Genomic DNA, 24943 nt, shown 5'->3' with positions numbered 1-24943 from the left:
TCGTGGCTGCGTGCCCGTTTTCTCTGTGCCGCCGGACCCGGCCGCGATGCGCGACGGCTGGCGGTGGCGTTCGTCCGAACCTACGTTCCCTGCCGATGGACAAGCTGGATCAGGTCAGAATCTTCCTGCAGGTTGCCGAGATGGGCAGCTTCATCAAGGCCGCGCATGCGCTCGACGTGCCGCGCGCGACCGTGTCGGCGGCCGTCCAGCAACTGGAGACGGCGCTCGGCACGCGCCTCTTGCACCGCACGACACGCCAGGTGCAGCTGACCGCCGACGGCGCGCTGCTGCTCGAACGCGGCCGGCGCCTGCTCGCGGAGGCCGACGAACTCGACCGCCTGTTCCGCCGCCGCGACCGCGACGTGATCGGCCGGCTGAACGTCGACGTGCCGAGCCGGATCGCGCGCCGCATGGTGGCGCCCGCGCTGCCGTCGCTGTTTCACCGTTATCCGAAGCTGCAACTGTCGCTCGGCTCGACCGATCGTTCGATCGACCTGGTGCAGGAGGGCGTCGACTGCGCGATTCGCGTCGGGCGGCTTGCCGACAGCAGCCTCGTCGTGCGGCCGCTCGGACAGTTCACGCTGATCAACTGCGCGAGTCCCGACTACCTGCGCGAATGCGGCGTGCCCGAGCATCCGGATGCGCTCGCGCACGGACACTGGGCGATCGGCTATGCGTCGCCGACGACCGGGCGCGAACTCGACTGGGAATACTGCACGGACGGCCAGCGATACACACGCATGCTGCCGAGCCGGGTGATCGTCAACAATGCCGAAACCTATATCGCCAGCTGCATCGCCGGGATGGGGCTGATCCAGATTCCGCGCTTCGACGTCCAGCATCTGCTCGACAGCGGCGCACTCGTCGACGTGATGCCCGGCCACCGCGCCGCACCGATGGACGTGTCGGCCGTGTACCCGCACCGGCGCCATCGTTCGCGCCGGCTCAACGCCTTCATCGAATGGTTCGGGGAACTGATGGAGAGCGCGCTGACGCATGGCAGGGAGGGGGCGGAGGGCGACTGACCGGCACGGCCGGTTGTGCTGCGTGCCGTCGTGCCTGTTTCAGCCGGGCAGCGCCGCGAACTGCCGGTTGCGCCCGGTTTCCCGCACAGCGTCGATCAACGCCGCACCGGCGCCGTCCGGTTTCGCCGCGAACGCGTAGAAACGCGCGGCCGGGAGCGCCGGCAGGCCGTCCTGCGGGCCGCATTCGCGCAGGCCGTCGCGCAACTGGCTGCGCGCCAGCGCGGTGACCGCGAAGCCCGCGAGCGCGGCCGACACGCAGCCGGCCATGCTGCTGCTCTCGAACAGCACGCGGAACGGCCGCAGCGCAGCGGCGAGTGCCGCGACGGCGGCTTCGCGATAGACGCATGGCTGCGGAAACAGCGCGAGCGGCACGTCGCCGCCGGCGTCGAGCGTGCGATCCGACGCGAACGCCCACACGAGCGGTTCTTCCCACAGCAGTTCGCCCGGCGTGTCGACCTGCCGGCATTGCTTGCCGAACACGACGTCGAGCCGGCCGAGTGTTTGCTCGCGCAGCAGCGACGCGGTGATCCCGACCCTCAGCTCGATCGACGTGCGCGGGTGGCGGTCGCGAAACGTGCGCAGCACGTGCGGCAGCCACGCACCAGCAAAATCCTCCGATGCGCCGACCCGCAGCGGCCCGTGCGCCGGCGCGCCGCGCAGCCTCGCGCGCACTTCGCGCTCCATGTCGACGATGTTGCGTGCATAGGCGTACAGCGTGTCGCCGGCCGGCGTGAGCGCGATGCGACGGGTGGTGCGCGCGAGCAGCACCGTGCCGGCTGCCTGTTCGAGCCGCTTGATGTGGCCGCTGACGGCGGACGGCGTCAACGCGAGCCGCTCCGCGGCCGGCGCGAACCCGCGGCTGTCGACGACTTCGAGGAAGGTGCGCAGCAGCGTGATGTCGAGCGACGTCGACGCGGGATCGGTCAGCGGTTCCATGGATCAATTCAACGTGATACTCGAAGAATGAATCATGATACTCCGTGAATCGTGATGAAATGCCGGCCTACCATCGTGCACTCGGATCGACCCAACGGAGTGCACGATGACGACCTATGCGCATGCGACGACCGCGTCGCTCGACGTTGCCTACCTCGAATGGAATCCGCGCGGCGAGCGCGTGGTCGTGCTGCTGCACGGCTGGCCGGACAGCCCGGTCGGCTGGGAGGCGGTTGCGGCGAGGCTCGCCGCGCACGGCTGCCGCGTGCTCGCGCCCGCGCTGCGCGGTTTTGCCCCGACCCGCTTTCGCGATGCATCCGTGCCGCGCAGCGGCCAGCTCGCGGCGCTCGGGCGCGACCTGCTCGACTTCGTCGATGCGCTCGGCCTCGAGCGGCCCGTGCTGGTCGGGCACGACTGGGGTGCGCGGGCGGCCGCGAACGCGTGCGGGCTGCGTGAAGGTGCCGCATCGCATCTCGTGATGCTGTCGGTCGGGTACGGCACCAACGATCCCGGGCAGCCGCTGTCGCTGCAGCAGGCGCGCAACTACTGGTATCACTGGTTCATGGCGACGCCGCGTGGCGAGCAGGCGTTGCGCGATGATCGCCGCGCGTTTGCCCGCCTGATGTGGGACACGTGGTCGCCGCCGGGCTGGTATCGCGACAGCGATTTCGACGCGGCCGCCGCCGCGTTCGACGGGCCCGACTGGATCGACGTCGTCCTGCATTCGTACCGGAATCGATGGGGATTCGCACCGGGCACGCCGGCCTATGCCGACGACGATGCGCGGCTGAATCCCGCACCGGTGCTGGCGCTGCCGACGCTCGTACTGCACGGCGGCGCGGACACCTGCAATCATCCGGACAGCTCGGCCGGCCGCGAGCGGTTCTTTGCAGGGCGCTACGCGCGCCAGGTGCTGGACGGTGTCGGCCACTTTCCGCAGCGCGAGGCGCCAGCGGCGGTCGCCGATGCGATCCTCGGCTTCTGCGAGCCAGGCCGAGGCGCGCCGGCGTGACCGGCGCGCGGTGGATCAGCCGCCGACGCGGGCCGCGAGCAGGTCAGCGAGGCCGATGTTCCTGAACATCTCGCGGCGAATGCGATCGCCGACGCGGAACCCTTCCTCCGCACCGTCCTGCGACGGATCGACGAACACGCGGTACGGGCGCTTGCCGGCCGGGGCGGCGACGCGTACGGTATGGCCGGCGCGGGCGAGCGCCTGGGCCGTCAGCAGGCCGAAGCAGCTGGACGCGCCCGTGACGAGAATGACTTCCTTCATGATCGCTCTCCGCTAAGCGGTGGGCGTGGCAGGCGGCCGGTCAGCACATGCCGCCGTTGGCGCGCAGGACCTGGCCGTTGACCCACGCGCCGTCGGGGCCGGCGAGGAAGGCGACGACACGCGCGATGTCGTCGGGCTGGCCGAGCCGCTCGAGCGGATTCAGCTTCGCGAGCCGATCGACGAGTTCGGCGCTCTTGCCCTGCAGGAACAACTCGGTCGCGACCGGTCCCGGCGCGACGGCGTTCACGCTGATGCCGCGGCCGCGCATCTCCTGCGCGAGCACCTGCGTCAGGCTTTCGACCGCCGCCTTGCTGGCGACGTACACACCGTAAGTCGGCATGCGCATGCCGATCACGCTGGTCGACAGGTTGATGATGCGTCCGCCGTCGCGCACCCGCCTGGCCGCTTCGCGGCAGACGTTGAACGTGCCTTTCACGTTGATGGTGATCGTTTCGTCGAAGAGCGCATCGTCGCAGTCGGCGATGGTCGCCAGCTTCATCACGCCCGCGGAGTTGACCACCACATCCAGACCGCCGAATGCTTGTTGTGCGGCGTCGAACAGCGCGGCCACGGCCGCCGGATCGGCGACGTTCGCCTGCACCGCGATAGCATGGCCGCCGCCGGCGACGATCGCGTCGACCACTTCCTGCGCGGGGCCGGCGCCGCCCGCATAGTTCACGACGACCCTGAAACCGTCGCGGGCGAGACGGCGGGCGATTTCCGCACCGATGCCGCGCGACGAGCCCGTGACGAGGGCGACCTGTTCCGATGTGCTCATGTCCTGCTCCTTGGTTCGTGAGTGCCGTGCGATCCGGCGACAGGACTAATGTAGGCTTCCTCGATTAATAAAAATAATGAATAATGATCAGATCAAGAATGACTAAAAGTATGTCTCATGACATTCGACAGCAGGCTGTTGAGCGGGATCGGCGTGCTCTCGGCGGTGATCGAGGCCGGCACCTTCGCGCGCGCCGGCGAGGCGATGGGGTTGACGCAGCCGGCGGTGAGCCGTGCCGTCGCCCGGCTGGAGGAGCGCGTCGGCATCCGGATCTTCAACCGCACGGCCCGTGCGATCACGCTGACCGACGAAGGGCGGCGCTTCTATGAAGCGGTCGCGCCGCTGCTGGCCGGCATCGAGGACGCGGCGATCGACGCCGGCCAGTCGAAGGCGCGTGTCAGGGGGCGGCTGCGCGTCAACGTCGACGCGACGTTCGGCCACTACGTGCTGGCGCCGAAGATGGCCGAGTTTCTCGACCGCTTTCCCGACCTGTCCGTCGAAATCAGCGTGCGTGACCGGATGGGCGACCTCGTCGCCGACGGTTTCGACGTGGCGGTGCGGTTCGGCATTCCCGAGCCTTCGTCATACCGTGCGCGGCTGCTGCTGGAAACGCGCGTGCTGACCTGCGCGTCGGCGGCCTATGTCGCGCGTCACGGCGAACCGCGGCACCCGCGGGATCTCGCGAACGGGCATCGCTGCGTGCTGATCCGCGATCCGGTGACGGGGCGGCCGTTCGAATGGGCGTTTCATCGCGGCAAGGAGGTGGTGCCGTTCGATGCCGCCGGCCGGCTGATGGTCAACGATACGGGCATGCTGCTCGGCGCGTGCCTGGGCGGCGCGGGAATTGCCCAACTGCTGGAACTCTATGCGCGCGACATCCTTGCCGACGGGCGGCTGGTGCTGCTGCTGCCGGAATGGGCGGACGAGACGTTTCCGCTCTACGCATATCACCACGCGTCCAATCTCGTTTCCGCGAAGGTGCGCGTGTTTCTCGACTTCGTGCGGGCGTTGATGGCCTGAGCCTGAACTCGGCTCGACGTGCCGACGATGGCCTTCCCGTCGATTCATTCGGTGCGATGCGGAATGCTGTCCGGGAACGGATAGGGCGCGTGCGGGCCCGGCCAGTCGGGCACCGGCGGCGCGGTCAGGATGTCGCAGCCGGCCAGCATGATCGACAGCACCAGGGCGAGCGCGCGGCGGCAGAGCGGAGATGAAATCGGGCGCATGGACATGGCGAGCCTCCGTGCCGCGCATCCTCATGACGCTTGGACTGTTGCACGGGGGCACGCGTTGCGGTGCGCGACAAAAACAAAAAACCCGCGAAGCGGCGAGCTTGCGCGGGTTTCGGAAGGCGCAGCGCTTCACGCTGCGAGAATGCTGGTGCCCAGGGCCGGAATCGAACCGGCACGCCTTGCGGCGGGGGATTTTGAGTCCCCTGCGTCTACCAATTTCACCACCTGGGCTTGATCCTGGCCGCGCATGCGATGGTGCGCGGCGAAACGCGGATTATGTCCGAAATCCTGCCGTCGGGCAAGCTGCCCGGTTGCGGGCCGCCCAAGTCACTGACTCAGGTAGACGAACCGGCCCTGCTTGACGATCCCCATCACGCTCGCACGCTGGTCGAGTCCCACATGGTCCTTGTCGCTCGTGTTGACGACCCCGTTCGGCACGACCAGCTCGTGCGCGTGTTCCAGCTCGCGCCGCAGCGCCGCGCGGAACGCGGGCGTGCCGGGCTGCGCGGCCTTCAGCGCGCGGCCGACCGCGTCGGCGAGGCGCGGGTAGACGCCCGCCGCGTCGCCCGCGAACTGTGTGACCGTGCCGGCGCCGTACTTCGCTTCGTACGCGTCGACGAACGCGAGCGCGGCCTTGCGGGCCGGATGATCGGCCGGCAGCGTGCGCGCGACGACCACCGGCTGGGTCGGGAACAGCGTCCCGTCGACGTCCTTGCCGCCCAGCTTGATGAATTCCGGTGTCGCGATCCCGTGTGTTTGGTAGACCGGGCCCTTGTAGCCGCGCTCGATCAGCGTGCGCTGCGGCAGCACGGCCGGCGTGCCCGAGCCCGCGATCAGGATCGCGTCGGGTTTCGCCGCGATCAGCTTCAGCGCCTGGCCCGTGACGCTCGCGTCGGTACGGTTGAAGCGCTCGGTCGCGACCACGCGGATCTTGCGCAGGTCCGCGAAGCGTGTGAACTCGTTCAGCCAGCTGTCGCCGTAGCTGTCCGCGAAGCCGATGAAGCCGACCGTCTTCACGCCGTGGTTCGCCATATAGCGCGTCATCACGTCGGCCATCGCGCGGTCGCTCTGCGCCATCTTGAACGCCCAGGTCCGCGCGCCTTCCTGCGGCTCGACGATCGCGCCGGAGCCGACCAGCGTGATCATCGGCGTCTGCCCGGCGGCCACCGCATCGAGCGCCGCGAGCGCGGCCGGCGTGATGTTCGGCCCGACCACGACGTCGACATGATCCTCGTCGACCAGCTTGCGGATGTTGCGCACCGCGGTGCCCGGGTCGGACGCATCGTCGAGCACCGTCACCTGCACGGGCTGCCCTGCGATCGTCTTCGGCCACATCAGGATCGCGTTCTTGCTCGTGATGCCGATCGCGGCGGCCGGGCCGGTCGACGACAGGTCGACGCCGACCTTCAGGTCTGCATGCGCGGCGGCGCAGGCCAGTACGAGGGCGCCGGCAGTGGCGCGGCGCAACAGGGCGGGAAGCGTCATGCGGAATTCTCCGTCGGACAGCAAAAAGGGGCGCGATGTGCGCCCCCGTGTTTATACACGCCGCTCAGAGTTCGTACGATTCGGATTCGCCCTTGAGCGCCTGCTCGATCAGCTTGCGGTTCAGCGTCGGCGACAGCAGTTCGACCAGCGTATACACATAGCTGCGCAGGTAGGCGCCCTGCTTGAGCGCGACGCGCGTCACGTTGCTGCCGAACAGGTGGCCGACCGGGATCAGCCGCAGGCCGCGGTCGCGCTCGGGATTGAACGCGATGTCGGCCATGATGCCGACGCCGAGGCCGAGCTCGACGTAGGTCTTGATCACGTCGGCGTCGATCGCCTCGAGCACGATGTCCGGCGACAGCCCGCGCAGCGCGAACGCATGGTTGATCTTCTTGCGGCCCGCGAACGCGTCGTCGTACGTGATCAGCGGGTACTGCGCGAGATCGTCGAGCGTGACCGGCTTGCGCTCGAGCAGCGGATGGTCGGCCGGCACGACGGCCGCGTGGTGCCACTGGAAGCAGGGCAGCGACACGAGTTCCTTGTAGTCGGAGATCGCCTCGGTCGCGATCGCGAGATCGGCCTGGTCGTGGATCACCATCTCGGCCACCTGCGTCGGGCTGCCCTGCAGGATTGACAGGTGGACCTTCGGGAAGCGCTTCTTGAACTCGGCGATCGCGGCCGGCAACGAGTAGCGGGCCTGCGTGTGGGTCGCGGCGATGGTCAGGTTGCCCTGATCCTGCGCGGCATAATCCTTCCCGACCCTTTTGAGGCTTTCAACCTCCTGGAGAATCCGCTCGACCGACGCGAGGATGATCCGGCCCGGCTCGGTGAGCGAGCGCACGCGCTTGCCGTGCCGCGTGAAGATCTCGACGCCCAGCTCGTCCTCGAGCTCGATGATCGCCTTCGATACCCCCGGTTGCGACGTGTAGAGCGCCTTGGCGGCCTCGGTGAGGTTGAAATTCTGCCGGACGGCCTCGCGCACGAAGCGAAATTGGTGCAGGTTCATTTATAACCCTTCCGCATATCAACAGAATTTTTTAGTCGTTTGAAATATAAGGCGAGTTTATTACGATTCACCGGAGTTTTTCAAATATGGATATCTGTTTTCGTCATTAGCAATCCAGCCGGGCAGCGGAAGGCCGGCGATAGCGGCGGAACGGAGATTCGGGCGCGACGTGGCTAGGACGTCGCGCGGTCACCACGAAAACCCTGGGGTCCCCGAATGTATCAGTACGACCAATACGACCAGACGATCGTCGACGAGCGTGTCGCGCAGTACCGCGATCAGGTGCGCCGCCGGCTGTCGGGCGAGTTGAGCGAAGACGAGTTCCGTCCGCTGCGCCTGCAGAACGGCCTGTACATGCAGCGCCACGCGTACATGCACCGCATCGCGATTCCGTACGGCAACCTGCGCAGCGACCAACTCCGGATGCTGGCGCGCATTGCCCGCGAACACGACCGCGGCTACGGTCACTTCTCGACCCGCTCGAACATCCAGTTCAACTGGATCAAGCTGGAAGAAACGCCCGAGATCCTCGCGAAGCTCGCGTCGGTGCAGATGCACGGCATCCAGACGTCGGGCAACTGCATCCGTAACATCACGGCCGACCAGTTCGCCGGCGTCGCGCAGGACGAAGAAATCGATCCGCGTCCGTGGTCGGAAATCCTGCGTCAGTGGTCGACGTTCCATCCCGAATTCGCCTGGCTGCCGCGCAAGTTCAAGATCGCGGTGTCGGGCTCGAAGGACGACCGTGCGGCCGTGCAGATCCACGACCTCGGCGTGTACCTGAAGAAGAACGCGCAGGGCGAAGTGGTCGCGAGCATCCTCGCGGGCGGCGGCCTCGGCCGTACGCCGATCGTCGGCGCGGTGATCAAGGAAGACCTGCCGTGGCAGCACCTGCTCACCTATTGCGAAGCCGTGCTGCGCGTGTACAACCGTTACGGCCGCCGCGACAACCTGTACAAGGCGCGCATCAAGATCCTCGTGAAGGCGTTGTCGCCCGCGAAGTTCGCGCAGCAGGTCGAGGAAGAGTGGCAGCACCTGAAGGATGGCCCGTCGACGCTCACGCAGGCGGAAGTCGACCGCGTGTCGCAGTACTTCCAGCCGCCCGTCTACGAGAAGCTGCCCGATACCGACGCATCGTTCGAACAGCACCTGCTCGAGAACAAGGCGTTCGCGCGCTGGGTCGAGCGTAACGTCGCCCTGCACAAGGTGGCCGGGTATGCCGCCGTCACGCTGTCGCTGAAGGATCACCGTGTCGCGCCGGGTGACGCGACCGACCAGCAGATGGAGCTGGTGGCCGACTGGGCCGACGCGTACTCGTTCGGCGAGCTGCGCGTGTCGCACGAGCAGAACCTGATTCTCGCGAACGTGAAGAAGCGCGACCTGTTCGCCCTGTGGGAAAAGGCGAAGGCAGCCGGTTTCGCGACGCCGAACATCGGCCTGCTGACCGACATCATCGCGTGCCCGGGCGGCGACTTCTGCTCGCTCGCGAACGCGAAGTCGATCCCGATCGCGCTGGCGATCCAGCAGCGCTTCGACGATCTCGACTATGTGTACGACCTCGGCGACCTGTCGCTGAACATTTCCGGTTGCATGAACTCGTGCGGTCACCACCACGTCGGCAACATCGGCATCCTCGGCGTCGACAAGGACGGCGCCGAGTGGTACCAGGTGTCGCTCGGCGGCGAGCAGGGCACGGGCCGGAACGGCGCGCGCCTCGGCCGCGTGATCGGGCCGTCGTTCTCGGCGGAAGAAGTGCCCGACGTGATCGCGAAGCTGATCGACACGTTCGTCGAATCGCGCGTCGACGGCGAGCGCTTCGTCGACACGTACGACCGCATCGGCATCGCGCCGTTCAAGGAGCGCGTGTATGCGGCGCGCCAGGCAGTGAACGCGTAACCAACCGGGTAGAAGGAATTAGCAGATGGCTTCGATTATCAAGAACCGCGCAGTGATCGACGATGCATGGCAGGTCGTGCGCGCGGCGGAAGACGGTGCACTGCCCGCGGTCGACGCGTTGCCGGCCGGCAAGGTGCTGGTGCCGTTCGCGTTGTGGCAGGCCGAGCGCGCGGCGCTCGTCGCCGCGAAGACGAAGGACGAGCTCGGCGTGTGGCTCGCACCGGACGGCGAGCCGGCCGATCTCGTGGCCGATTTCGGCGCGATTTCGCTGATCGCGGTCGATTTCCCGCGCTTCGCGGACGGTCGCGGCTACAGCATCGCGCGCCTGCTTCGCGAGCGCCACGGCTGGACGGGTGAACTGCGCGCGATCGGCGACGTGCTGCGCGACCAGTTGCTGTACATGTCGCGTTGCGGCTTCGACGCCTACGCGGTGCGTGCCGACAAGGACATCCACGACGCGCTGAATGCGTTCACGGAATTCACGCAGCGTTACCAGGGCGCGTTCGACCAGCCCGAACCGCTGTTCCGCCGCCGCGCCGCGGCGGCACAAGCGAAGGTGAACGCATGAGCACCGCGACCGCCACCGCGCTGACGCCGGAACTCGCCGCGAAGGTCGAGCGCCTCGATGCGCTGCTCGCGCAGATCGGTGCCCGTCACGAGAAGGTGAAGTTCGCGAGCAGCCTCGCGGCGGAAGACATGCTGCTGACGCATGCGATCCTGTCGAAGGGCGTGCGGATCGGCATCTTCTCGCTGAACACGGGCCGCCTGCACGCGGAAACGCTCGGCATGATCGACCGTGTGCGCGAGCGCTACGGCTACGAGATCGAGCAGTTCCATCCGCAGCAGGACGCGGTCGACCAGTATGTCGCGGAGCACGGCCTGAATGCGTTCTACGAGAGCGTCGAGCTGCGCAAGTCGTGCTGCCACATCCGCAAGGTCGAGCCGTTGAATCGCGCGCTCGCCGACGTCGACGCATGGGTCACCGGCCAGCGTCGCGAGCAGTCGGTCACGCGTGCCGAGCTGCACGAGGAAGAACAGGACGAAGCGCGCGGGATCGCGAAGTACAACCCGCTCGCCGACTGGACGGAAAGCGACGTGTGGGCGTACCTTAACGCGTTTGACGTGCCGGTGAATCCGCTGCATGCACGCGGCTACCCGAGCATCGGCTGCGAGCCGTGTACGCGGGCGATCCGTCCCGGCGAGGACAGCCGCGCGGGCCGTTGGTGGTGGGAGTCGCGCGATACGAAGGAATGCGGCTTGCACATCACGACGATCACGCCGATTCCCGCGGACGCCGCTGCCGGCGCCACGCACTGAAAGCCTGACAAGAAACTGAATATTGCGCCGCCTGCGACAGCGGGCGGCACGAACCCAGAAGAGAAGGACTGAAATCATGAGCACGACGCTCGAGCAATCCGCCTTTGCCCCGCCCACCGGTGCCGACAGCCGCATGGGCCACCTCGACTGGCTCGAAGCCGAGTCGATCCACATCCTGCGCGAACTGGTCGCCGAATGCAGCAAGCCGGCGCTGTTGTTCTCGGGCGGCAAGGATTCGGTCGTCGTGCTGCATCTGGCGCTGAAGGCATTCGGCCTCGGCGCGAACCGCAAGACGACGCTGCCGTTCCCGCTCGTGCACATCGATACGGGCCACAACTACGAAGAAGTGATCGACTTCCGCGATCGCCGCGCGCAAGAGCTCGGCGCCGAGCTGGTCGTCGGCCACGTCGAGGATTCGATCAAGCGCGGCACGGTCGTGCTGCGCCGCGAAACCGATTCGCGCAATGCCGCGCAGGCCGTCACGCTGCTCGAGACGATCGAGCAGCATGGCTATACGGCGCTGATCGGCGGCGCGCGCCGCGACGAAGAGAAGGCGCGTGCGAAGGAGCGCATCTTCTCGTTCCGCGACGAATTCGGCCAATGGGATCCGAAGGCGCAGCGCCCGGAACTGTGGAGCCTGTACAACGCCCGCCTGCACAAGGGCGAGCACCTGCGCGTGTTCCCGATCTCGAACTGGACCGAGCTCGACGTGTGGCAGTACATCGCGCGCGAGAACCTCGAACTGCCGTCGATCTATTACGCGCACCAGCGCGAGATCGTGCGCCGCAACGGGCTGCTCGTGCCCGTCACGCCGCTCACGCCGATGCGTGACGGCGAGACGAGCGAGCTCGCGCAGGTGCGCTTCCGCACCGTCGGCGACATCTCCTGCACGTGCCCGGTCGAGAGCGACGCGGACGACGTCGAGAAGATCATCGCCGAGACGGCGGTGACCGAGATCACCGAGCGCGGCGCGACCCGGATGGACGACCAGGCCTCCGAAGCCGCGATGGAACAGCGCAAGAAGCAAGGTTATTTCTGAAGCACACGAGGACATTCACATCATGAGCATCATCGAGAACACCGAAGACCTCGGCGTGCTGCGCTTCATTACCGCAGGCAGCGTCGACGACGGCAAGAGCACGCTGATCGGCCGCCTGCTGTACGACAGCAAGGCCGTGCTGTCCGACCAGCTGTCCGCGCTGTCGCGTGCGAAGAACAAGCGCACGGTCGGCGACGAGCTCGACCTCGCGCTGCTGACCGACGGCCTCGAAGCCGAGCGCGAGCAGGGCATCACGATCGACGTCGCGTACCGCTACTTCGCGACCGCGAAGCGCAAGTTCATCATCGCCGATACGCCGGGCCACGAGCAGTACACGCGCAACATGGTGACGGGCGCATCGACCGCGCACGCGGCGATCGTGTTGATCGACGCGACGCGCATCACGGTCGAGAACGGTGTCGTGCAACTCCTGCCGCAGACCAAGCGCCACAGCGCGATCGTCAAGCTGCTCGGGCTGCAGCACGTGATCGTCGCGATCAACAAGATGGACCTGGTCGACTACAGCGAAGCGCGCTTCAACGAGATCCGCGACGCATACGTCACGCTCGCGAAGCAGCTCGGCCTGAACGACGTGCGCTTCGTGCCGGTGTCGGCGCTGAAGGGCGACAACATCGTCGGCGCGAGCGAGCGCATGCCGTGGTACGCGGGCGAACCGCTGCTCGACGTGCTCGAATCGCTGCCGGTCGAGACGCAGGCGCATGACGCGCTGCGCTTCCCGGTGCAGTGGGTCGCGCGCCAGGACGGCAGCTCGGCGGACGATTTCCGCGGCTACATGGGCCGGATCGAGTCGGGCGAAGTGAAGGTCGGCGACGAGATCGTCGTGCTGCCGTCGAACCGCACGGCGACGGTCGCCGAGATCGTCGCGCCGGTGCCGGGCGGCACCGCGTCCGTGCCGCACGCATTCGCGGGCCAGACCGTGACGATCCGCCTCGCGGAAGACGTCGACGTGTCGCGCGGCGACATGTTCGTCACGTCCGGCGAGCCGGTCGAGCCGGCGAAGAAGCTCGAAGCCGATCTGTGCTGGTTCGACGAGACGCCGCTGTCGCCGCAGCGCAAATACCTGCTGAAGCAGACCACCAGCACTGTGTTCGCGAAGATCGGCGGCGTCAAGCAGGTGCTCGACGTGCACACGCTGTCGCACGCGACCGACCGTCACGATCTGAAGATGAACGACATCGGCCGCGTCGCGCTGACGCTGCAGAAGCCGATCGTATGCGACACGTACGACGCGCATCCGGGTACCGGTGCGTTCGTGCTGATCGACGAGGCGACGCATCACACGGTCGCCGCAGGGATGATCCGGGCGTTCTCGGCATGACCGGGCAACCGCGCCGCTTCGCGGCGGCGCGGGCCGGAGCCGACGCCCGCTGGAAGGCGAAGCGACAAACATGGGCAAGGTGTATCTGATCGGAGCAGGGCCGGGCGCGGCCGACCTCATCACGGTGCGCGGCGCGCGGCTGCTCGAGCAGGCGGACGTCGTGCTGCACGACGCGCTCGTCGAGCCCGCGATGCTCGACTACGCGCCGAATGCGCGCCGGATCGCCGTCGGCAAGCGCTGCGGGCAGCGCTCGACCGCGCAGCACTTCATCAACAAGCAGATCGTCGATGCGGCACGCGAGCACGCGTGCGTCGTGCGGCTGAAGGGCGGCGACCCGATGCTGTTCGGTCGCGCCGAAGAGGAGATGCGCGCGCTGGAAGCGGCCGGCATCGACTACGAGGTCGTGCCGGGCATCACCGCGGCGCTGGCCGGCGCGGCGACGCTGAAGCGTTCGCTGACGTTGCGCGGCGTGTCGCGCAGCGTCGCGTTTGCGACGCACAGCCGCGCGCCGGGCAGCGACGAGATTCGCGAAGCCGCGCGCGCCGATTCGATCGTCTATTACATGGGCCGCGACAGCGCGCCCGGCATCGCGCAGGAACTGATCGACGCGGGCCGTGCGCCGGCGACGCCGGTGGCGATCGTCGAGGCGTGCAGCACCGCGCGCGAACGCACGCTGACGCTGACGCTCGGGCAGATGGCGGCGGGCGACGCGCAGGCGTGGCTCGATCCCGCGGAACCGAGCCTGCTGATGATCGGCGATGCGTTTGCCGAGCGCGCCGGGCAGGCGAAAGCGGGCGATGCGCTGCGAAATGCGGCCTGAGCGGAATCCGGCTGGAGTCCCAAATGAAAAAAGCGCTGGCGGAAGCCGGCGCTTTTTCTTTGCGGGCCGTGACGGCGTGATTTACGCGTCGTCGCCGATCTGGCCGATGCAGTAGCGCGCGATCGCGTCGAGCACGCCGTCGTCTTCGCCGACGGCCGTCGCGCAGCGGATCTCGACACCCGGATGCACGGCGCGGCACGCGTCGACGAGTTGCGGCAGGTCGCGGCGGACATGGCCGCCCTGGCCGAAGAACACGGGCACCACGGTGATGTGCGTGCAGCCGGCCGCGACCTGCTCGGCGACCGCGTCACCGAGCGACGGCGTCATCAGTTCGAGGAACGCGAGCGACACATGCGCGGCGGGGGAGGGGGCGCCGCGCAGCCGCGCGGCGAGCCGTTCGAACGGCTCGGCCCAGCGCGGGTCACGCGCGCCGTGGCCGAACAGGATGATGCCGTGCGAACTCATGTCGAACCCTCCATCGTGACGCGGCGCTCAGTGCCGGTCGACCCACTTGAGCGCGAACAGGCCGAGCGCGAGATAGATCAGGCCCGGCGTCGCCGCGGTGAGCGGCGCGGGCCACGTGTTCAGCGTGCCGATGTGCGAGAACAGCGTGTTGAGGAGCTGGAAGCTCATGCCGAGCATGATGCCGCCGAACACCTTCACGCCGACCACGCCCGCACGCGTGTGCAGGTACGCGAACGGCAGCGACAGCACGAGCATCACGAACACCGCGAATGGATACAGCAGCTTGCGCCACAGGGCGATGTCGTAGCGCTGCGTGTCCTGCTGGTTCTCGCGCAAATGCTGGATGTAGCGGAACAGGTTGATGATCGACATGCGATCCGGCGACACGAGCAGCACCGACAGGATCTGCGGCGTCAGGTCCGAGCGCAACCGGTATTCGGGCAGCGATACCTGCTGCGACCGGTACACGGGGTTCAGCGCGTCGGCCGGCTGGCCCGCGATCGGCTTGATCGGCGTCAGCTCGGTTTCGTTGACGCCCTTCAGCAGCCAGTGGCCGGGCGGTTCGTAGCGGCCCGTCTGCGCGATCCGCACGTTGCGCAGCTGGAATTTAGAATCGAATTCGTAGATGCGCACGTTGCTGATCGTCGAGTCGGGCGACAGGCTGCCGACGTTGACGAAACGCGTGACCTGCTCGCCGTTCTCACGGGCCGCGAGCGTGTCCTTCACCCACACGCCCGACTGGAAGTTCGACGACACCGATGCACCGAGCGCCTGCAGCCGCACGCGTTCGGACAGCTGGTCGGCGTACGGGCCGACGAATTCGCCGATCAGGTAGGTGACGATCACGAGCGGCACGCCGATCTTCAGCAGCGAGCGCAGCGCCTGGTTGGTCGCGAGGCCCGACACGCGGAAGATCGTGAATTCCGAGTTCGCGGCCATCTGCGCGAACACGTAGATCGCGCTGATCAGCGCGGCGACCGGGATGATTTCGTAGAAGCGCGACGGGGTCTGCAGCGCGACGCGCAGCACTGCGTAGCCGAACTTGTAGTTGCCGTGCCCGACCGAGTTCAGTTCGCTGATCAGGTCGAAGAAGAAGAACAGGCCCGAGAACGCGAACAGGATGAAGACGAACGTGACGTAGATCTGTCGCGCGAAGTACTTTTCATAGAGCCGCATCGATCATGCTCCCGAGCGGCCGAACAGCGCGCGTGTAAACAGCGGACGATTGCGCACGCGCAACCAGAAGATGAACGCGACGATCGCCGCGACGACCAGATGCAGGCCGACGAGACCGACGCCGAACGACATCTTCCCCTGCTCGATCTGCGACTGCACCACGTTCAGCAGGTTCGAGTACGTGAGGTAGATCAGCACGGCCATCACGAGGTTGATCGTGCGGCTGCGGCGCGGGTTCTGGTACGACAGCGGAATGCCGAGCACCATCAGGTTGATCGCGATCAGCGGCAGCCCGGCGCGCCACGCGAATTCCGCGAGGTTGTCGTTCGTCGGGTTGCGCAGCAGGTCCGGGGTCGGCGTGCTGTTGGTGGTCTGCACGTTGGTGACCGGGGTGCTCGTGATCTTCACGCCGTAGCGCTCGAACTCCATGATCTTGAAGTTCGGCTGGCCGGGCGTGCCGTCGTAGCGGCGGCCGTCCTCCAGGACGACGAAGCGGCTGCCGTCTCGCGTTTCCGTGTGCCCCGTCTGCGACACGACCACGTTGACCTTGCCGTTCTCGGTCGAGGTCACGAACACGTTCTGCACCTTGCTCTGGTCGGGCGTCATCTTCTCGATGAAGAACACGCGGTGGTTCGACGCCGATTCGCGGAACTGGCCCGGCGCGAGCAGCGAGATCTCGTCGCGCTGCTGGAAGCGCGCCTTGATCATCTTGCTTTGCTGGTTCGACCACGGCCAGCCGACGAACGCGAAGAAGGCGATCAGCAGGATGATCGGCGTGGCGAACACGCCGATCGGCTTGATGAGGCGCGTGAGGCTCACGCCGGACGCGAGCCACACGACCATTTCGGAGTCCCGGTACCACCGGGTCAGCACGAACAGGATCGACACGAACAGCGTGACGACGAGCATCACGGCGAGGTAGCCGATCACGGTGAGGCCGATCAGCACGAGGACGTCCCGCGGATCGATTTCACCGGACGCGGCGTAGCCGACGATGCGGATCATCATCGTCGTGAGCATGATCGTGAGCAGCACCATGAACACGGCGCCAGCCGTATACGCAAGCTCGCGCTGGAGGGAGCGTTCGAAGATCATTCTTGATGAGAAGAGGGCGGGAGGCTGCGCACGCGTGGTGGAGCGCTCGCGCCGCCACGGGAAAAATAGCGGATAATTGCGGCTTTCATCCTTAGCCCAGATTTTATCCGAGGACAAGCGCGATGGACTTTAGCATAAAAGGCTGTGATTGGAGCAAAGGCGAGGCGAAGGGGTTCCTGACCGGGAAGTCCGACTGCATCGTGCTCGGCATCTTCGAGGCGCAGACCCTGTCGGGCGCGGCGCTCGATATCGACACGGCCACCAAGGGGCTGATTTCGCGCGTGATCAAGGCCGGCGACATGGACGGCAAGCGCGGCAAGACGCTGTTCCTGCACGAAGTGTCGGGCATCGGCGCGTCGCGCGTGCTGCTCGTCGGCCTCGGCAAGCAGGATGCTTTCAATCAGAAAGCCTATAACGATGCCGTGACGGCCGCATGGCGCGCGCTGCTGGCGACCAAGGTCGTCCAGGTCACGTTCACGCTCGCGCAACTGCCGGTCGACGAGCGCAGCTCCGACTGGGGCGTGCGCGCGGCAATCCTCGCGCTGCGCAACGAGACCTACCGCTTCACGCAGATGAAGAGCAAGCCGGAGCCGGCGTCGCACACGCTCAAGCGTGTCGTGTTCAGCGTCGATCCGTCCGACGAAAAGGCCGCGAAGGTCGCGGTCAAGCAGGCCGTCGCGCTCGCGAACGGGATGGATCTCACCCGCGACCTCGGCAACCTGCCGGGCAACGTCTGCACGCCGACCTACCTCGGCAACACCGCGAAGAAGATCGCGAAGGATTGGGGCCTGAAGGCGGAAGTGCTCGGCCTCAAGCAGATCCAGGCGCTGAAGATGGGCTCGTTCCTGTCGGTCGCGCGCGCGTCGGTCGAGCCGCCGCAGTTCATCGTGCTGCACTACCAGGGCGCCGCCGCGAAGGCCGCGCCGGTCGTGCTGGTCGGCAAGGGCATCACGTTCGACACGGGCGGCATCTCGCTGAAGCCGGGCGAGGGCATGGACGAGATGAAGTACGACATGTGCGGCGCGGGTTCCGTGCTGGGCACGATGCGTGCGGTCGCCGAGATGGGCCTGAAGATCAACGTCGTCGCGATCGTGCCGACCTGCGAGAACATGCCGGGCGGCAACGCGACGAAGCCGGGCGACATCGTCACCAGCATGAAGGGCCTGACGATCGAGGTGCTGAACACGGACGCCGAAGGCCGTCTGATCCTGTGCGACGCGCTCACGTATGCCGAGCGCTTCAAGCCGGCTGCGGTGATCGACGTTGCCACGCTGACGGGCGCGTGCGTGATCGCGCTGGGCGGCCACAACAGCGGCCTGTTCTCGACGAACGACGCGCTCGCGGGCGAGCTGCTCGACGCATCGCGCGAAGCGAACGACCCGGCATGGCGCATGCCGCTCGACGACGAGTACCAGGATCAGCTGAAGTCGAACTTCGCGGATCTCGCGAACATCGGCGGGCGCCCGGCCGGCGCCGTGACGGCCGCGTGCTTCCTGTCGCGCTTCACCGAGAGCTATCCGTGGGCCCACCTCGACATCGCGGGCACCGCATGGAAGGGGGGTGCGGCGAAGGGTGCGACGGGCCGTCCGGTGCCGCTGCTCGCGCAGTTCCTGATCGACCGCGCCGGCCAGTGATGGCGGTGTTGACGACGCTGCGGGTACGCGGGCAATGACGCGGATCGATTTCCACTCGAACGTCGGCGATTCGCTCGCGTACGCGTGCCGGCTGCTGCGCAAGGCCTACCTGGCCGGGCAGCCGGTCGTCGTGCTCGCCGAGCCCGCGCGCCTGCGCGCGCTCGACGAGCGGCTCTGGACGTTCTCGCCGCTCGATTTCATCCCGCATTGCGGCGTCGACAGCGAGCACGCAGCCGGCACGCCGATCGTGCTGGCCGCGGATCTCGACCGTGCGCCGCATCATCACGTGCTGCTGAACCTCGGCGCGGCCGTGCCCGCGCAGTTCGCCCGCTTCGAGCGCCTGCTCGAAGTGGTCGGCAATGCGCCGGACGAGCTGGCCGCAGGCCGCGACCGCTACCGGTTCTACCGCGACCGCGGCTACGCGCTGAACAACTACAAGCAGGGCGGCTAGCCGCAACCGTCAACGGAGTGTTCCCGTGACCGAAGCCGATTCATCCTCGATCCCGACGCTGACCGACGTGCTGGTGCCGGGCAAGCCGGTGCCGGCGCGCTCGCCCGCGCCCGACGCGCCGCAGCCGGCCGCCCGCACGGCGATTCCGGTGCTCACCGACGTGGTCGCGCCGCCCGCCGCAGATGCGGCGCCGGCCGATTCCATCCAAAGTGAACGTGACCCCGATTCCGTCGTGGTCGAACGCGTGCCGACGCCGCACGTGCCGGCGGTCGAACTGCCGGGCGACGTGGCGACGGCTGCCGCGGCAGCGATGGGCGAGACCGATGCGCCGGCCGAACCCGGCGCCGCGGAGCACGTGGTCGCCGAAGATTCGGCGGCCATGCGTGCGCCGCTGCAATCGTCGCTGGCCGATAGCGATGCGCCGCAACATGCGTTCGCTGCGGTGGCGCATGAGTCAGTGGGGCACGCCCGTGAAGCCCACATGCCGGAGGCCGTCGTACCAGTCGCTGCGCTGCAGCCTGAAGTGCCGGCTGCCGCAGCCGGGCTGACGCCGGAAGATGCGCAGCACATCGCCGAGCGCCTGCGCAATCGCCTGACGAACTATCTGACCGGGGAAGGGCGCGACGCGATCGAAGCCCGCTGTCGCGATGCGCTGCATGAGCACTCGGCCTGGCTGGTCGGCCAGATCACGCGCGAAGTGGCGCTGGCGCTGGAAACCGAGGTGATGGGCTGGGTCCGCGACGCGGTCGACGAAGAGATCGCACGACGCCGCGCCGGTCATTCCGGCTAAACAACGGGCGTTTCGCTGAAAAGCGGGGTGCGATTCCAGTAAAGGCCGGTGGAGCTACCTGTGGGTTACTTCACGGGTGAGTCGGGCATGTCCGCCAGTCGGCGGAATCCGGCAGGTTGGCTAGTCGGCCCGGGCGTCCGGGTCAGCGCACCGACAGCACCCATTGCGCGAGCGTGTGGGCTTCGCTGTTCGTCAGTTGCGTATTGGCGGGCATCGGCACGCCGCCCCATACGCCGACGCTGCCTTTCACGATCGACTGGGCAAGGTAATCGACCGCGTCGCCGCGCGGCGCATACTTGCCGGCGATGTCGTGGAACGACGGGCCCATCAGCGGCTTGCCGATCGCGTGGCAGGCCATGCAGTTCTTGCGCTGAGCGAGCGCGAGCCCGTCGGCCTGGTCGGCGCGCGCCGCTGCCCCGCTGCCGATCAGCAGTGTGGCGAGCAGGACGCGCAATATCGAGTGTTTCATGCGGTTCTCCGCCGGCGGGGACGGCCGGCTACATGGTCCGCGCATTATAGAAGCAAAGGGAAAGCGCGTTTTGCGCGTTCCCCCGGCGGCCATGTTTATCGGGGTCGCATGTCTCGACGTGCCCGGATCAACCCGTGACGGCGCCCTGGTTCGCCGGGCGGGCGAGCGCCGCGAATTTCGCGAGCACGCCGCGCGTGTAGCGGGGCGCCGGCTGTTGCCATGCGGCGCGACGGCGCGCGAGTTCCGCGTCGTCGACGTTCAGTTGCAGCAGCAGTTGGTGCGCGTCGATCGTGATCGAGTCGCCTTCTTGCACGAGCGCGATCGTGCCGCCGACGAACGCCTCGGGCGCGACGTGGCCGACCACCATCCCCCAGGTCCCGCCCGAGAAGCGGCCGTCGGTGATGAAGCCGACCGATTCGCCGAGCCCCTTGCCGATGATCGCCGACGTCGGCGCGAGCATTTCCGGCATGCCGGGGCCGCCCTTCGGGCCGAGGTAGCGCAGCACGAGGATGTCGCCGGCGCGAATCCGGTCGCCGAGAATCGCATCCATCGCGCTCTGCTCGTCGTCGAACACGCGTGCCGGGCCCGTGATCACCGGGTTCTTCAGGCCGGTGATCTTCGCGACCGCGCCGTCTTCCGCGAGATTGCCCTTCAGGATGGCGAGATGGCCTTCCTTGTACAGCGCGCGGTTGATCGGGAAGATCACGTCCTGGTCCGCGCGCGGCACGCTCGGCACGTCCTTCAGTTCGTCGGCGAGCGTGCGGCCGGTGATCGTCGTGCAGTCGCCGTGCAGCAGCCCCGCGTCGAGCAGGATCTTCAGCACCTGCGGAATCCCGCCGGCCCGGTGCAGGTCGGTCGCGACGTACTTCCCCGACGGCTTCAGGTCGCAGATCACGGGCACGCGCTTGCGGATGCGCTCGAAGTCCTCGATCGTCCAGTCGACCTCGGCCGCATGCGCGATCGCGAGGTAGTGCAGCACCGCATTGGTCGAGCCGCCCGTCGCCATGATCACCGACACCGCGTTCTCGATCGACGCCTTCGTGATGATGTCGCGCGGCTTCAGGTCGCGCTTCACGGCTTCGACGAGCACACGCGCCGATTCGGCAGCCGAATCGACCTTCTCCTGGTCGGGGTTCGCCATCGTCGACGAGTACAGCAGCGACATCCCGAGCGCCTCGAACGACGAGCTCATCGTGTTCGCGGTGTACATTCCGCCGCACGACCCCGACGTCGGGCAGGCGTTCTGCTCGACGCCTTCGAAATCCTCCTGCGACATCCGGCCCGCGGTGAACTCGCCGACCGCCTCGAACGACGACACGATCGTCAGGTCCCGGCCTTTCCAGTTGCCGGGGCGGATCGTGCCGCCATACACGTAGATGCCCGGCACGTTCAGGCGCGCGAGCGCGATCATCCCGCCCGGCATGTTCTTGTCGCACCCGCCGACGACCACCACGCCGTCCATCCATTGCCCCTGCACGCAGGTCTCGATGCAGTCGGCGATCACCTCGCGCGACACGAGCGAGTACTTCATGCCTTCGGTGCCCATCGACATGCCGTCCGAAATCGTCGGCGTGCCGAAGATCTGCGGGTTCGCATCGGCCGCCTTCACGGCCGCGACGGCCGCGTCCGACAGGCGCTGCAGGCCGGAATTGCACGGCGTGATCGTCGAATGGCCGTTCGCGATGCCGATCATTGGCTTGTCGAAATCGTCCTTCTGGTAGCCGAGTGCGTAATACATCGAGCGGTTCGGCGAGCGGGCCACGCCTTGCGTGATGTGCTTCGAGCGACGGTTGTAAGCCATGGGGGACTCCATCGTTGTCGGGGCAACGCCGTCGAGCGGCGCGCCGGTTCGGATCAATCAAGCATGGAGTGTCCGGATTGGGATGTCCAATATATTATTTGTCGCTTATTAAGTCGTTCTTCGAATGAGAAAGCCATGGCCGATCCGACTCCCGACCTGCGCCAGTGGCGCTATTTCGTGACCGTCGCCGACGAGCGCCATTTCGGCCGCGCGGCCGAACGCCTGTCGATGACGCAGCCGCCGCTGTCGCAGGCGATCCGTGCGCTCGAGGATGCGCTCGGCGTCGCGCTGTTCGCGCGCACCAAGCGCTCGGTCGCGCTGACGGCGGTCGGGGCGGCGCTGCTGCCGGACGTGCGCCGGCTGCTTGCAGCGGCCGATGCGTTGCCGCCGCTGGCGCGACGGCTCGCGCGCGGCGAGGCCGGCTCGCTGTCGCTCGCGTTCGTGTCGACCGCCGATTACGGGCTGCTGCCCGCGCTGCTGCGGGCGTTCGGCGCGCGCTATCCACAGGTGCGGCTGCAACTCACTGAGGCGACGAGCGACGTGCAGATCGACGAGCTCGTCGCGGGCCGCATCGACGCGGGGCTCGTCATTCCGCCCGTGCCGCCGCGCCACGCGGCCGGGCTGTCGTACCTGCCCGTCATGCGCGAGCCGCTGGTGGTGGCGATGCCGGCCGCGGCGAGCGAGGCGCCGGAAGACGGGCCCGTTCGTCTCGCCGAGGTTGCCGCGTTGCCGCTCGTGATCTTTCCGCGTCGTCTGGCGCCCGGCTTTTATGACATCATTACGGGCTGCTACGGCGCGGCGGGGGCAACGCCGCACATCGGCCAGGAGGCGATCCAGATGCAGACGATCGTCAGCCTCGTGTCGGCCGGCATGGGCGTCGCACTGGTGCCGCAATCGCTGCGTAACCTGCGGCGCACCGGCGTGGTCTACCGGCCGCTTGCCGATCACGCGCCGGTCGTCGAGACCGGCCTCGTGTGGCGCACCGGTGACGTGAGCCCCGTGCTGGCCGGCTTCATCGACGTCGTGCGCGCGCAGGGCCTCGCCACCTGACGTGAACGATGACGCGCCGGTGCCGTCCAACGCGCGGTGCGGCGCGTTTGCGACGGCCGTACCGCATTCGAAAACTTCTTCGCTAACCCATGATCATTCACCCGAATTTCGACCCCGTTGCGATCCATCTCGGGCCGCTGGCCGTGCGCTGGTACGGGCTCATGTATCTCGTCGGCTTCATCGCGGCGATCGTCGTCGGCCGGATCCGGCTGAAGCTGCCGCACGTCGCGGCGCAGGGCTGGACCGCGAAGGACATCGACGACATGATGTTCTACGGCGTGCTCGGCACCGTGCTCGGCGGCCGGCTCGGCTATGTGCTGTTCTACAAGGCCGATTTCTACTTCTCGCATCCGCTCGACGTATTCAAGGTGTGGGAAGGCGGCATGTCGTTTCACGGCGGCTTCCTCGGCGTGACGCTCGCGATGATGCTGTTCGCGTGGCAGCGCAAGCGCCACTGGCTGCAGGTCACCGACTTCGTCGCGCCGATGGTGCCGACGGGGCTTGCGGCCGGCCGGCTCGGCAACTTCATCAACGGTGAGCTGTGGGGCCGCGTGACCGATCCTTCGGCACCGTGGGCGATGCTGTTCCCGGGCGCGATGCGCGACGATGCGGCATGGTTGCCGAAGCATCCGGAGCTCGTCGAGAAGTGGCATCTTGCCGACGTGTTCATGCAATACCAGATGCTGCCGCGCCATCCTTCGCAGCTCTATGAAATCGCGCTCGAAGGCATCGCGCTGTTCTTCGCGCTGTTCTTCTTCGCGCGCAAGTCGCGGCCGATGGGCGCCGTGTCCGCGCTGTTCCTGATCGGCTACGGCCTCGCGCGCTTCACGGTCGAGTTCGCGCGCGAGCCCGACGACTTCCTCGGCCTGCTCGCGCTCGGCCTGTCGATGGGGCAGTGGCTGTCGTTGCCGATGATCCTTGCGGGCGTCGCGCTGATGGTCTGGGCGTATCGCCGCCGCGCGGCAAATGCCGCTGCGTGATGCGATGCCGATGCACGTGCGATCGGCGCGTGCATCGATACCCTGCAGGTCAACGCAAAACGCCGGCCCTCGGGCCGGCGTTTTTCATTTCGGACTGCCGTGCGCTGCGCGTTACTTCATCTGCACGGAGCCGTTGACGGTGACCGACACGGTGGCCTTGCCGCCTTCGACTGCGATCGGTGCGCTCATCTTCGCGCTGTCCATCGGCGCCGCGGCCATCGCCATCATGCGCGGGTACGGCTGTACGTTGCGGCCGCCGCCGACGTTCACGTCGCGGATCGTGTAGCTGCCGTAACCGAATGCCTTCGCGGCTTCGTCGGCGCGGGCGCGGAACGACTTGATCGCTTCGGTCGTCAGCTTCTGCTCAGCCGCGCGCTGCGCTTCGGGCGACAGCGAGAACTCGACGTTCGCGACCTGCATCAGGTTCGACAACTGGCCTGCAAGCTTCGACGCGGCAGCGAAATCGCGCGATTCGAGCGCGACTTCAGTACGACCGCGCCATGCGGAGATCTTGCCGTCACGATCGGTGCTCGGGTACACGGAGAAGGCGCCTGTGTGGGCGGTGACGCCCGATACGCCCTTCGCCTGCGACAGCGCCGCATCGGCGCGCTGGTTCAATTGCGCGGTGAGGCTGCCCGGGTCCTTCGCTTGCTGCTCGTAGAACAGCGTGATGTGGATGATGTCCTGCGGCACGTCCGCGCTGGCCTGCGACGACAGCGACAGCACGCCTGCCGGCTCCGGAAAGTGCGGGTTCGCGGTTTGCGCGTGCGCGGCGGTCGACGCGAGCGTCAGCGCGGCGGGAACGGCGGCGGCAAGGGCGAGCGACAGCGCGAGTGCGGATTTCTTGGTCATTGTTGGACTCCTGGTGCGAGGGCGTGCACGCGGG

Annotated in this window: 26 protein-coding genes and 1 tRNA gene; 14 read left to right on the top strand and 13 right to left on the bottom strand. The window is 67.4% G+C overall.

Going from position 1 to position 24943, the window contains the following annotated elements:
- The first annotated feature begins 95 nt into the window (after window positions 1–95).
- Complete coding sequence (locus CFB47_RS14345; protein WP_089461518.1) at window positions 96–1025, top strand: LysR family transcriptional regulator; 930 nt, start codon at window positions 96–98, stop codon at window positions 1023–1025.
- A 39-nt stretch (window positions 1026–1064) separates the two neighbouring features.
- Here the strand turns inward: CFB47_RS14345 and CFB47_RS14340 are convergent, their stop codons facing one another.
- Window positions 1065–1961, bottom strand: coding sequence for a LysR family transcriptional regulator (locus tag CFB47_RS14340; RefSeq protein WP_089461517.1), 897 nt, complete (start codon window positions 1959–1961; stop codon window positions 1065–1067).
- 106 nt (window positions 1962–2067) lie between these two features.
- Between CFB47_RS14340 and CFB47_RS14335 the strand changes: the two genes are divergently transcribed.
- A complete protein-coding gene (locus tag CFB47_RS14335) occupies window positions 2068–2973 on the top strand; it encodes an alpha/beta fold hydrolase (protein WP_089461516.1) in 906 nt (301 codons plus the stop codon).
- A gap of 15 nt (window positions 2974–2988) precedes the next feature.
- On the opposite strand, the gene CFB47_RS42120 is transcribed toward CFB47_RS14335, so the two are convergent.
- Entirely contained in the window at window positions 2989–3234 is a 246-nt protein-coding gene (locus CFB47_RS42120; protein WP_089461515.1) for a hypothetical protein, read from the bottom strand.
- A gap of 40 nt (window positions 3235–3274) precedes the next feature.
- Complete coding sequence (locus tag CFB47_RS14325; RefSeq protein ID WP_089461514.1) at window positions 3275–4012, bottom strand: SDR family oxidoreductase; 738 nt, start codon at window positions 4010–4012, stop codon at window positions 3275–3277.
- A gap of 117 nt (window positions 4013–4129) precedes the next feature.
- Between CFB47_RS14325 and CFB47_RS14320 the strand changes: the two genes are divergently transcribed.
- Window positions 4130–5032 (top strand): LysR family transcriptional regulator, encoded by a 903-nt coding sequence (locus tag CFB47_RS14320; RefSeq protein ID WP_089461513.1) that lies wholly within the window; start codon window positions 4130–4132, stop codon window positions 5030–5032.
- Window positions 5033–5076: 44 nt separating this feature from the next.
- Here CFB47_RS14320 and CFB47_RS41180 read toward each other — a convergent pair whose 3' ends face one another.
- The 4 genes from CFB47_RS41180 to CFB47_RS14305 form a co-directional block, all read right to left on the bottom strand.
- Window positions 5077–5244: a hypothetical protein gene (locus CFB47_RS41180; protein WP_179243653.1), complete on the bottom strand. Its 168-nt coding sequence runs from the start codon at window positions 5242–5244 to the stop codon at window positions 5077–5079.
- A 146-nt stretch (window positions 5245–5390) separates the two neighbouring features.
- Window positions 5391–5475: transfer RNA gene (locus tag CFB47_RS14315), tRNA-Leu, on the bottom strand.
- Between the two features lie 96 nt (window positions 5476–5571).
- Window positions 5572–6729, bottom strand: coding sequence for an ABC transporter substrate-binding protein (locus CFB47_RS14310; protein ID WP_089456772.1), 1158 nt, complete (start codon window positions 6727–6729; stop codon window positions 5572–5574).
- 64 nt (window positions 6730–6793) lie between these two features.
- Window positions 6794–7735: a CysB family HTH-type transcriptional regulator gene (locus tag CFB47_RS14305; RefSeq protein ID WP_027785173.1), complete on the bottom strand. Its 942-nt coding sequence runs from the start codon at window positions 7733–7735 to the stop codon at window positions 6794–6796.
- A 216-nt stretch (window positions 7736–7951) separates the two neighbouring features.
- On the opposite strand from CFB47_RS14305, the gene CFB47_RS14300 reads away from it, so the two are divergent.
- From CFB47_RS14300 to cobA, 6 genes are all read left to right on the top strand, one after another.
- A complete protein-coding gene (locus tag CFB47_RS14300) occupies window positions 7952–9631 on the top strand; it encodes a nitrite/sulfite reductase (RefSeq protein ID WP_089461512.1) in 1680 nt (559 codons plus the stop codon).
- A gap of 25 nt (window positions 9632–9656) precedes the next feature.
- Window positions 9657–10199 carry a DUF934 domain-containing protein gene (locus CFB47_RS14295; RefSeq protein ID WP_089461511.1) on the top strand — a complete coding sequence of 181 codons (543 nt, stop codon included), beginning with the start codon at window positions 9657–9659 and terminating at the stop codon, window positions 10197–10199.
- Complete coding sequence (locus CFB47_RS14290) at window positions 10196–10948, top strand: phosphoadenylyl-sulfate reductase (protein WP_089456769.1); 753 nt, start codon at window positions 10196–10198, stop codon at window positions 10946–10948. The genes CFB47_RS14295 and CFB47_RS14290 overlap by 4 nt, the downstream gene beginning before the upstream one ends.
- Window positions 10949–11024: 76 nt before the next feature.
- Window positions 11025–11987, top strand: coding sequence for a sulfate adenylyltransferase subunit CysD (gene cysD, locus CFB47_RS14285; RefSeq protein ID WP_006478076.1), 963 nt, complete (start codon window positions 11025–11027; stop codon window positions 11985–11987).
- Window positions 11988–12009: 22 nt separating this feature from the next.
- Window positions 12010–13326 carry a sulfate adenylyltransferase subunit 1 gene (locus CFB47_RS14280; protein WP_089440822.1) on the top strand — a complete coding sequence of 439 codons (1317 nt, stop codon included), beginning with the start codon at window positions 12010–12012 and terminating at the stop codon, window positions 13324–13326.
- A 70-nt stretch (window positions 13327–13396) separates the two neighbouring features.
- Window positions 13397–14146, top strand: a complete 750-nt coding sequence (cobA, locus tag CFB47_RS14275; protein WP_089440821.1) for a uroporphyrinogen-III C-methyltransferase — start codon at window positions 13397–13399, stop codon at window positions 14144–14146.
- Window positions 14147–14227: 81 nt separating this feature from the next.
- On the opposite strand, the gene CFB47_RS14270 is transcribed toward cobA, so the two are convergent.
- Genes CFB47_RS14270 through lptF form a run of 3 tightly spaced genes read right to left on the bottom strand, consistent with a single transcriptional unit; the run spans window position 14228 to window position 16882 of the window.
- Window positions 14228–14611, bottom strand: coding sequence for a sirohydrochlorin chelatase (locus CFB47_RS14270; RefSeq protein WP_089440820.1), 384 nt, complete (start codon window positions 14609–14611; stop codon window positions 14228–14230).
- Between the two features lie 27 nt (window positions 14612–14638).
- Complete coding sequence (lptG, locus tag CFB47_RS14265) at window positions 14639–15787, bottom strand: LPS export ABC transporter permease LptG (RefSeq protein ID WP_089440819.1); 1149 nt, start codon at window positions 15785–15787, stop codon at window positions 14639–14641.
- A 3-nt stretch (window positions 15788–15790) separates the two neighbouring features.
- Window positions 15791–16882 (bottom strand): LPS export ABC transporter permease LptF, encoded by a 1092-nt coding sequence (gene lptF / locus CFB47_RS14260; RefSeq protein ID WP_089426121.1) that lies wholly within the window; start codon window positions 16880–16882, stop codon window positions 15791–15793.
- Between the two features lie 122 nt (window positions 16883–17004).
- Here lptF and CFB47_RS14255 point away from each other — a divergent pair, with 122 nt between their 5' ends.
- Genes CFB47_RS14255 through CFB47_RS14245 form a run of 3 tightly spaced genes read left to right on the top strand, consistent with a single transcriptional unit; the run spans window position 17005 to window position 19757 of the window.
- On the top strand, window positions 17005–18516 hold the full coding sequence (locus CFB47_RS14255; protein ID WP_089440818.1) for a leucyl aminopeptidase: 1512 nt from the start codon (window positions 17005–17007) through the stop codon (window positions 18514–18516).
- Between the two features lie 34 nt (window positions 18517–18550).
- Window positions 18551–18967, top strand: a complete 417-nt coding sequence (locus CFB47_RS14250) for a DNA polymerase III subunit chi (protein ID WP_043189863.1) — start codon at window positions 18551–18553, stop codon at window positions 18965–18967.
- A gap of 25 nt (window positions 18968–18992) precedes the next feature.
- Complete coding sequence (locus CFB47_RS14245; protein WP_089461510.1) at window positions 18993–19757, top strand: DUF2486 family protein; 765 nt, start codon at window positions 18993–18995, stop codon at window positions 19755–19757.
- Between the two features lie 142 nt (window positions 19758–19899).
- Here CFB47_RS14245 and CFB47_RS14240 read toward each other — a convergent pair whose 3' ends face one another.
- Entirely contained in the window at window positions 19900–20226 is a 327-nt protein-coding gene (locus tag CFB47_RS14240; RefSeq protein ID WP_089426118.1) for a c-type cytochrome, read from the bottom strand.
- A gap of 127 nt (window positions 20227–20353) precedes the next feature.
- Window positions 20354–22027: a dihydroxy-acid dehydratase gene (gene ilvD / locus CFB47_RS14235; protein WP_089461509.1), complete on the bottom strand. Its 1674-nt coding sequence runs from the start codon at window positions 22025–22027 to the stop codon at window positions 20354–20356.
- A gap of 135 nt (window positions 22028–22162) precedes the next feature.
- Between ilvD and CFB47_RS14230 the strand changes: the two genes are divergently transcribed.
- Window positions 22163–23077, top strand: coding sequence for a LysR substrate-binding domain-containing protein (locus CFB47_RS14230; RefSeq protein ID WP_089461508.1), 915 nt, complete (start codon window positions 22163–22165; stop codon window positions 23075–23077).
- A gap of 89 nt (window positions 23078–23166) precedes the next feature.
- Window positions 23167–24057: a prolipoprotein diacylglyceryl transferase gene (gene lgt, locus CFB47_RS14225; protein WP_089440814.1), complete on the top strand. Its 891-nt coding sequence runs from the start codon at window positions 23167–23169 to the stop codon at window positions 24055–24057.
- Window positions 24058–24168: 111 nt separating this feature from the next.
- Here the strand turns inward: lgt and CFB47_RS14220 are convergent, their stop codons facing one another.
- Window positions 24169–24909 (bottom strand): SIMPL domain-containing protein, encoded by a 741-nt coding sequence (locus CFB47_RS14220; RefSeq protein ID WP_089426114.1) that lies wholly within the window; start codon window positions 24907–24909, stop codon window positions 24169–24171.
- Window positions 24910–24943 lie beyond the last annotated feature (34 nt).

The organism is Burkholderia sp. AU27893 (assembly GCF_002223205.1).
In the GTDB taxonomy this organism is placed as follows: domain Bacteria; phylum Pseudomonadota; class Gammaproteobacteria; order Burkholderiales; family Burkholderiaceae; genus Burkholderia.
This window is presented reverse-complemented; position numbering and strand designations above follow the sequence as displayed.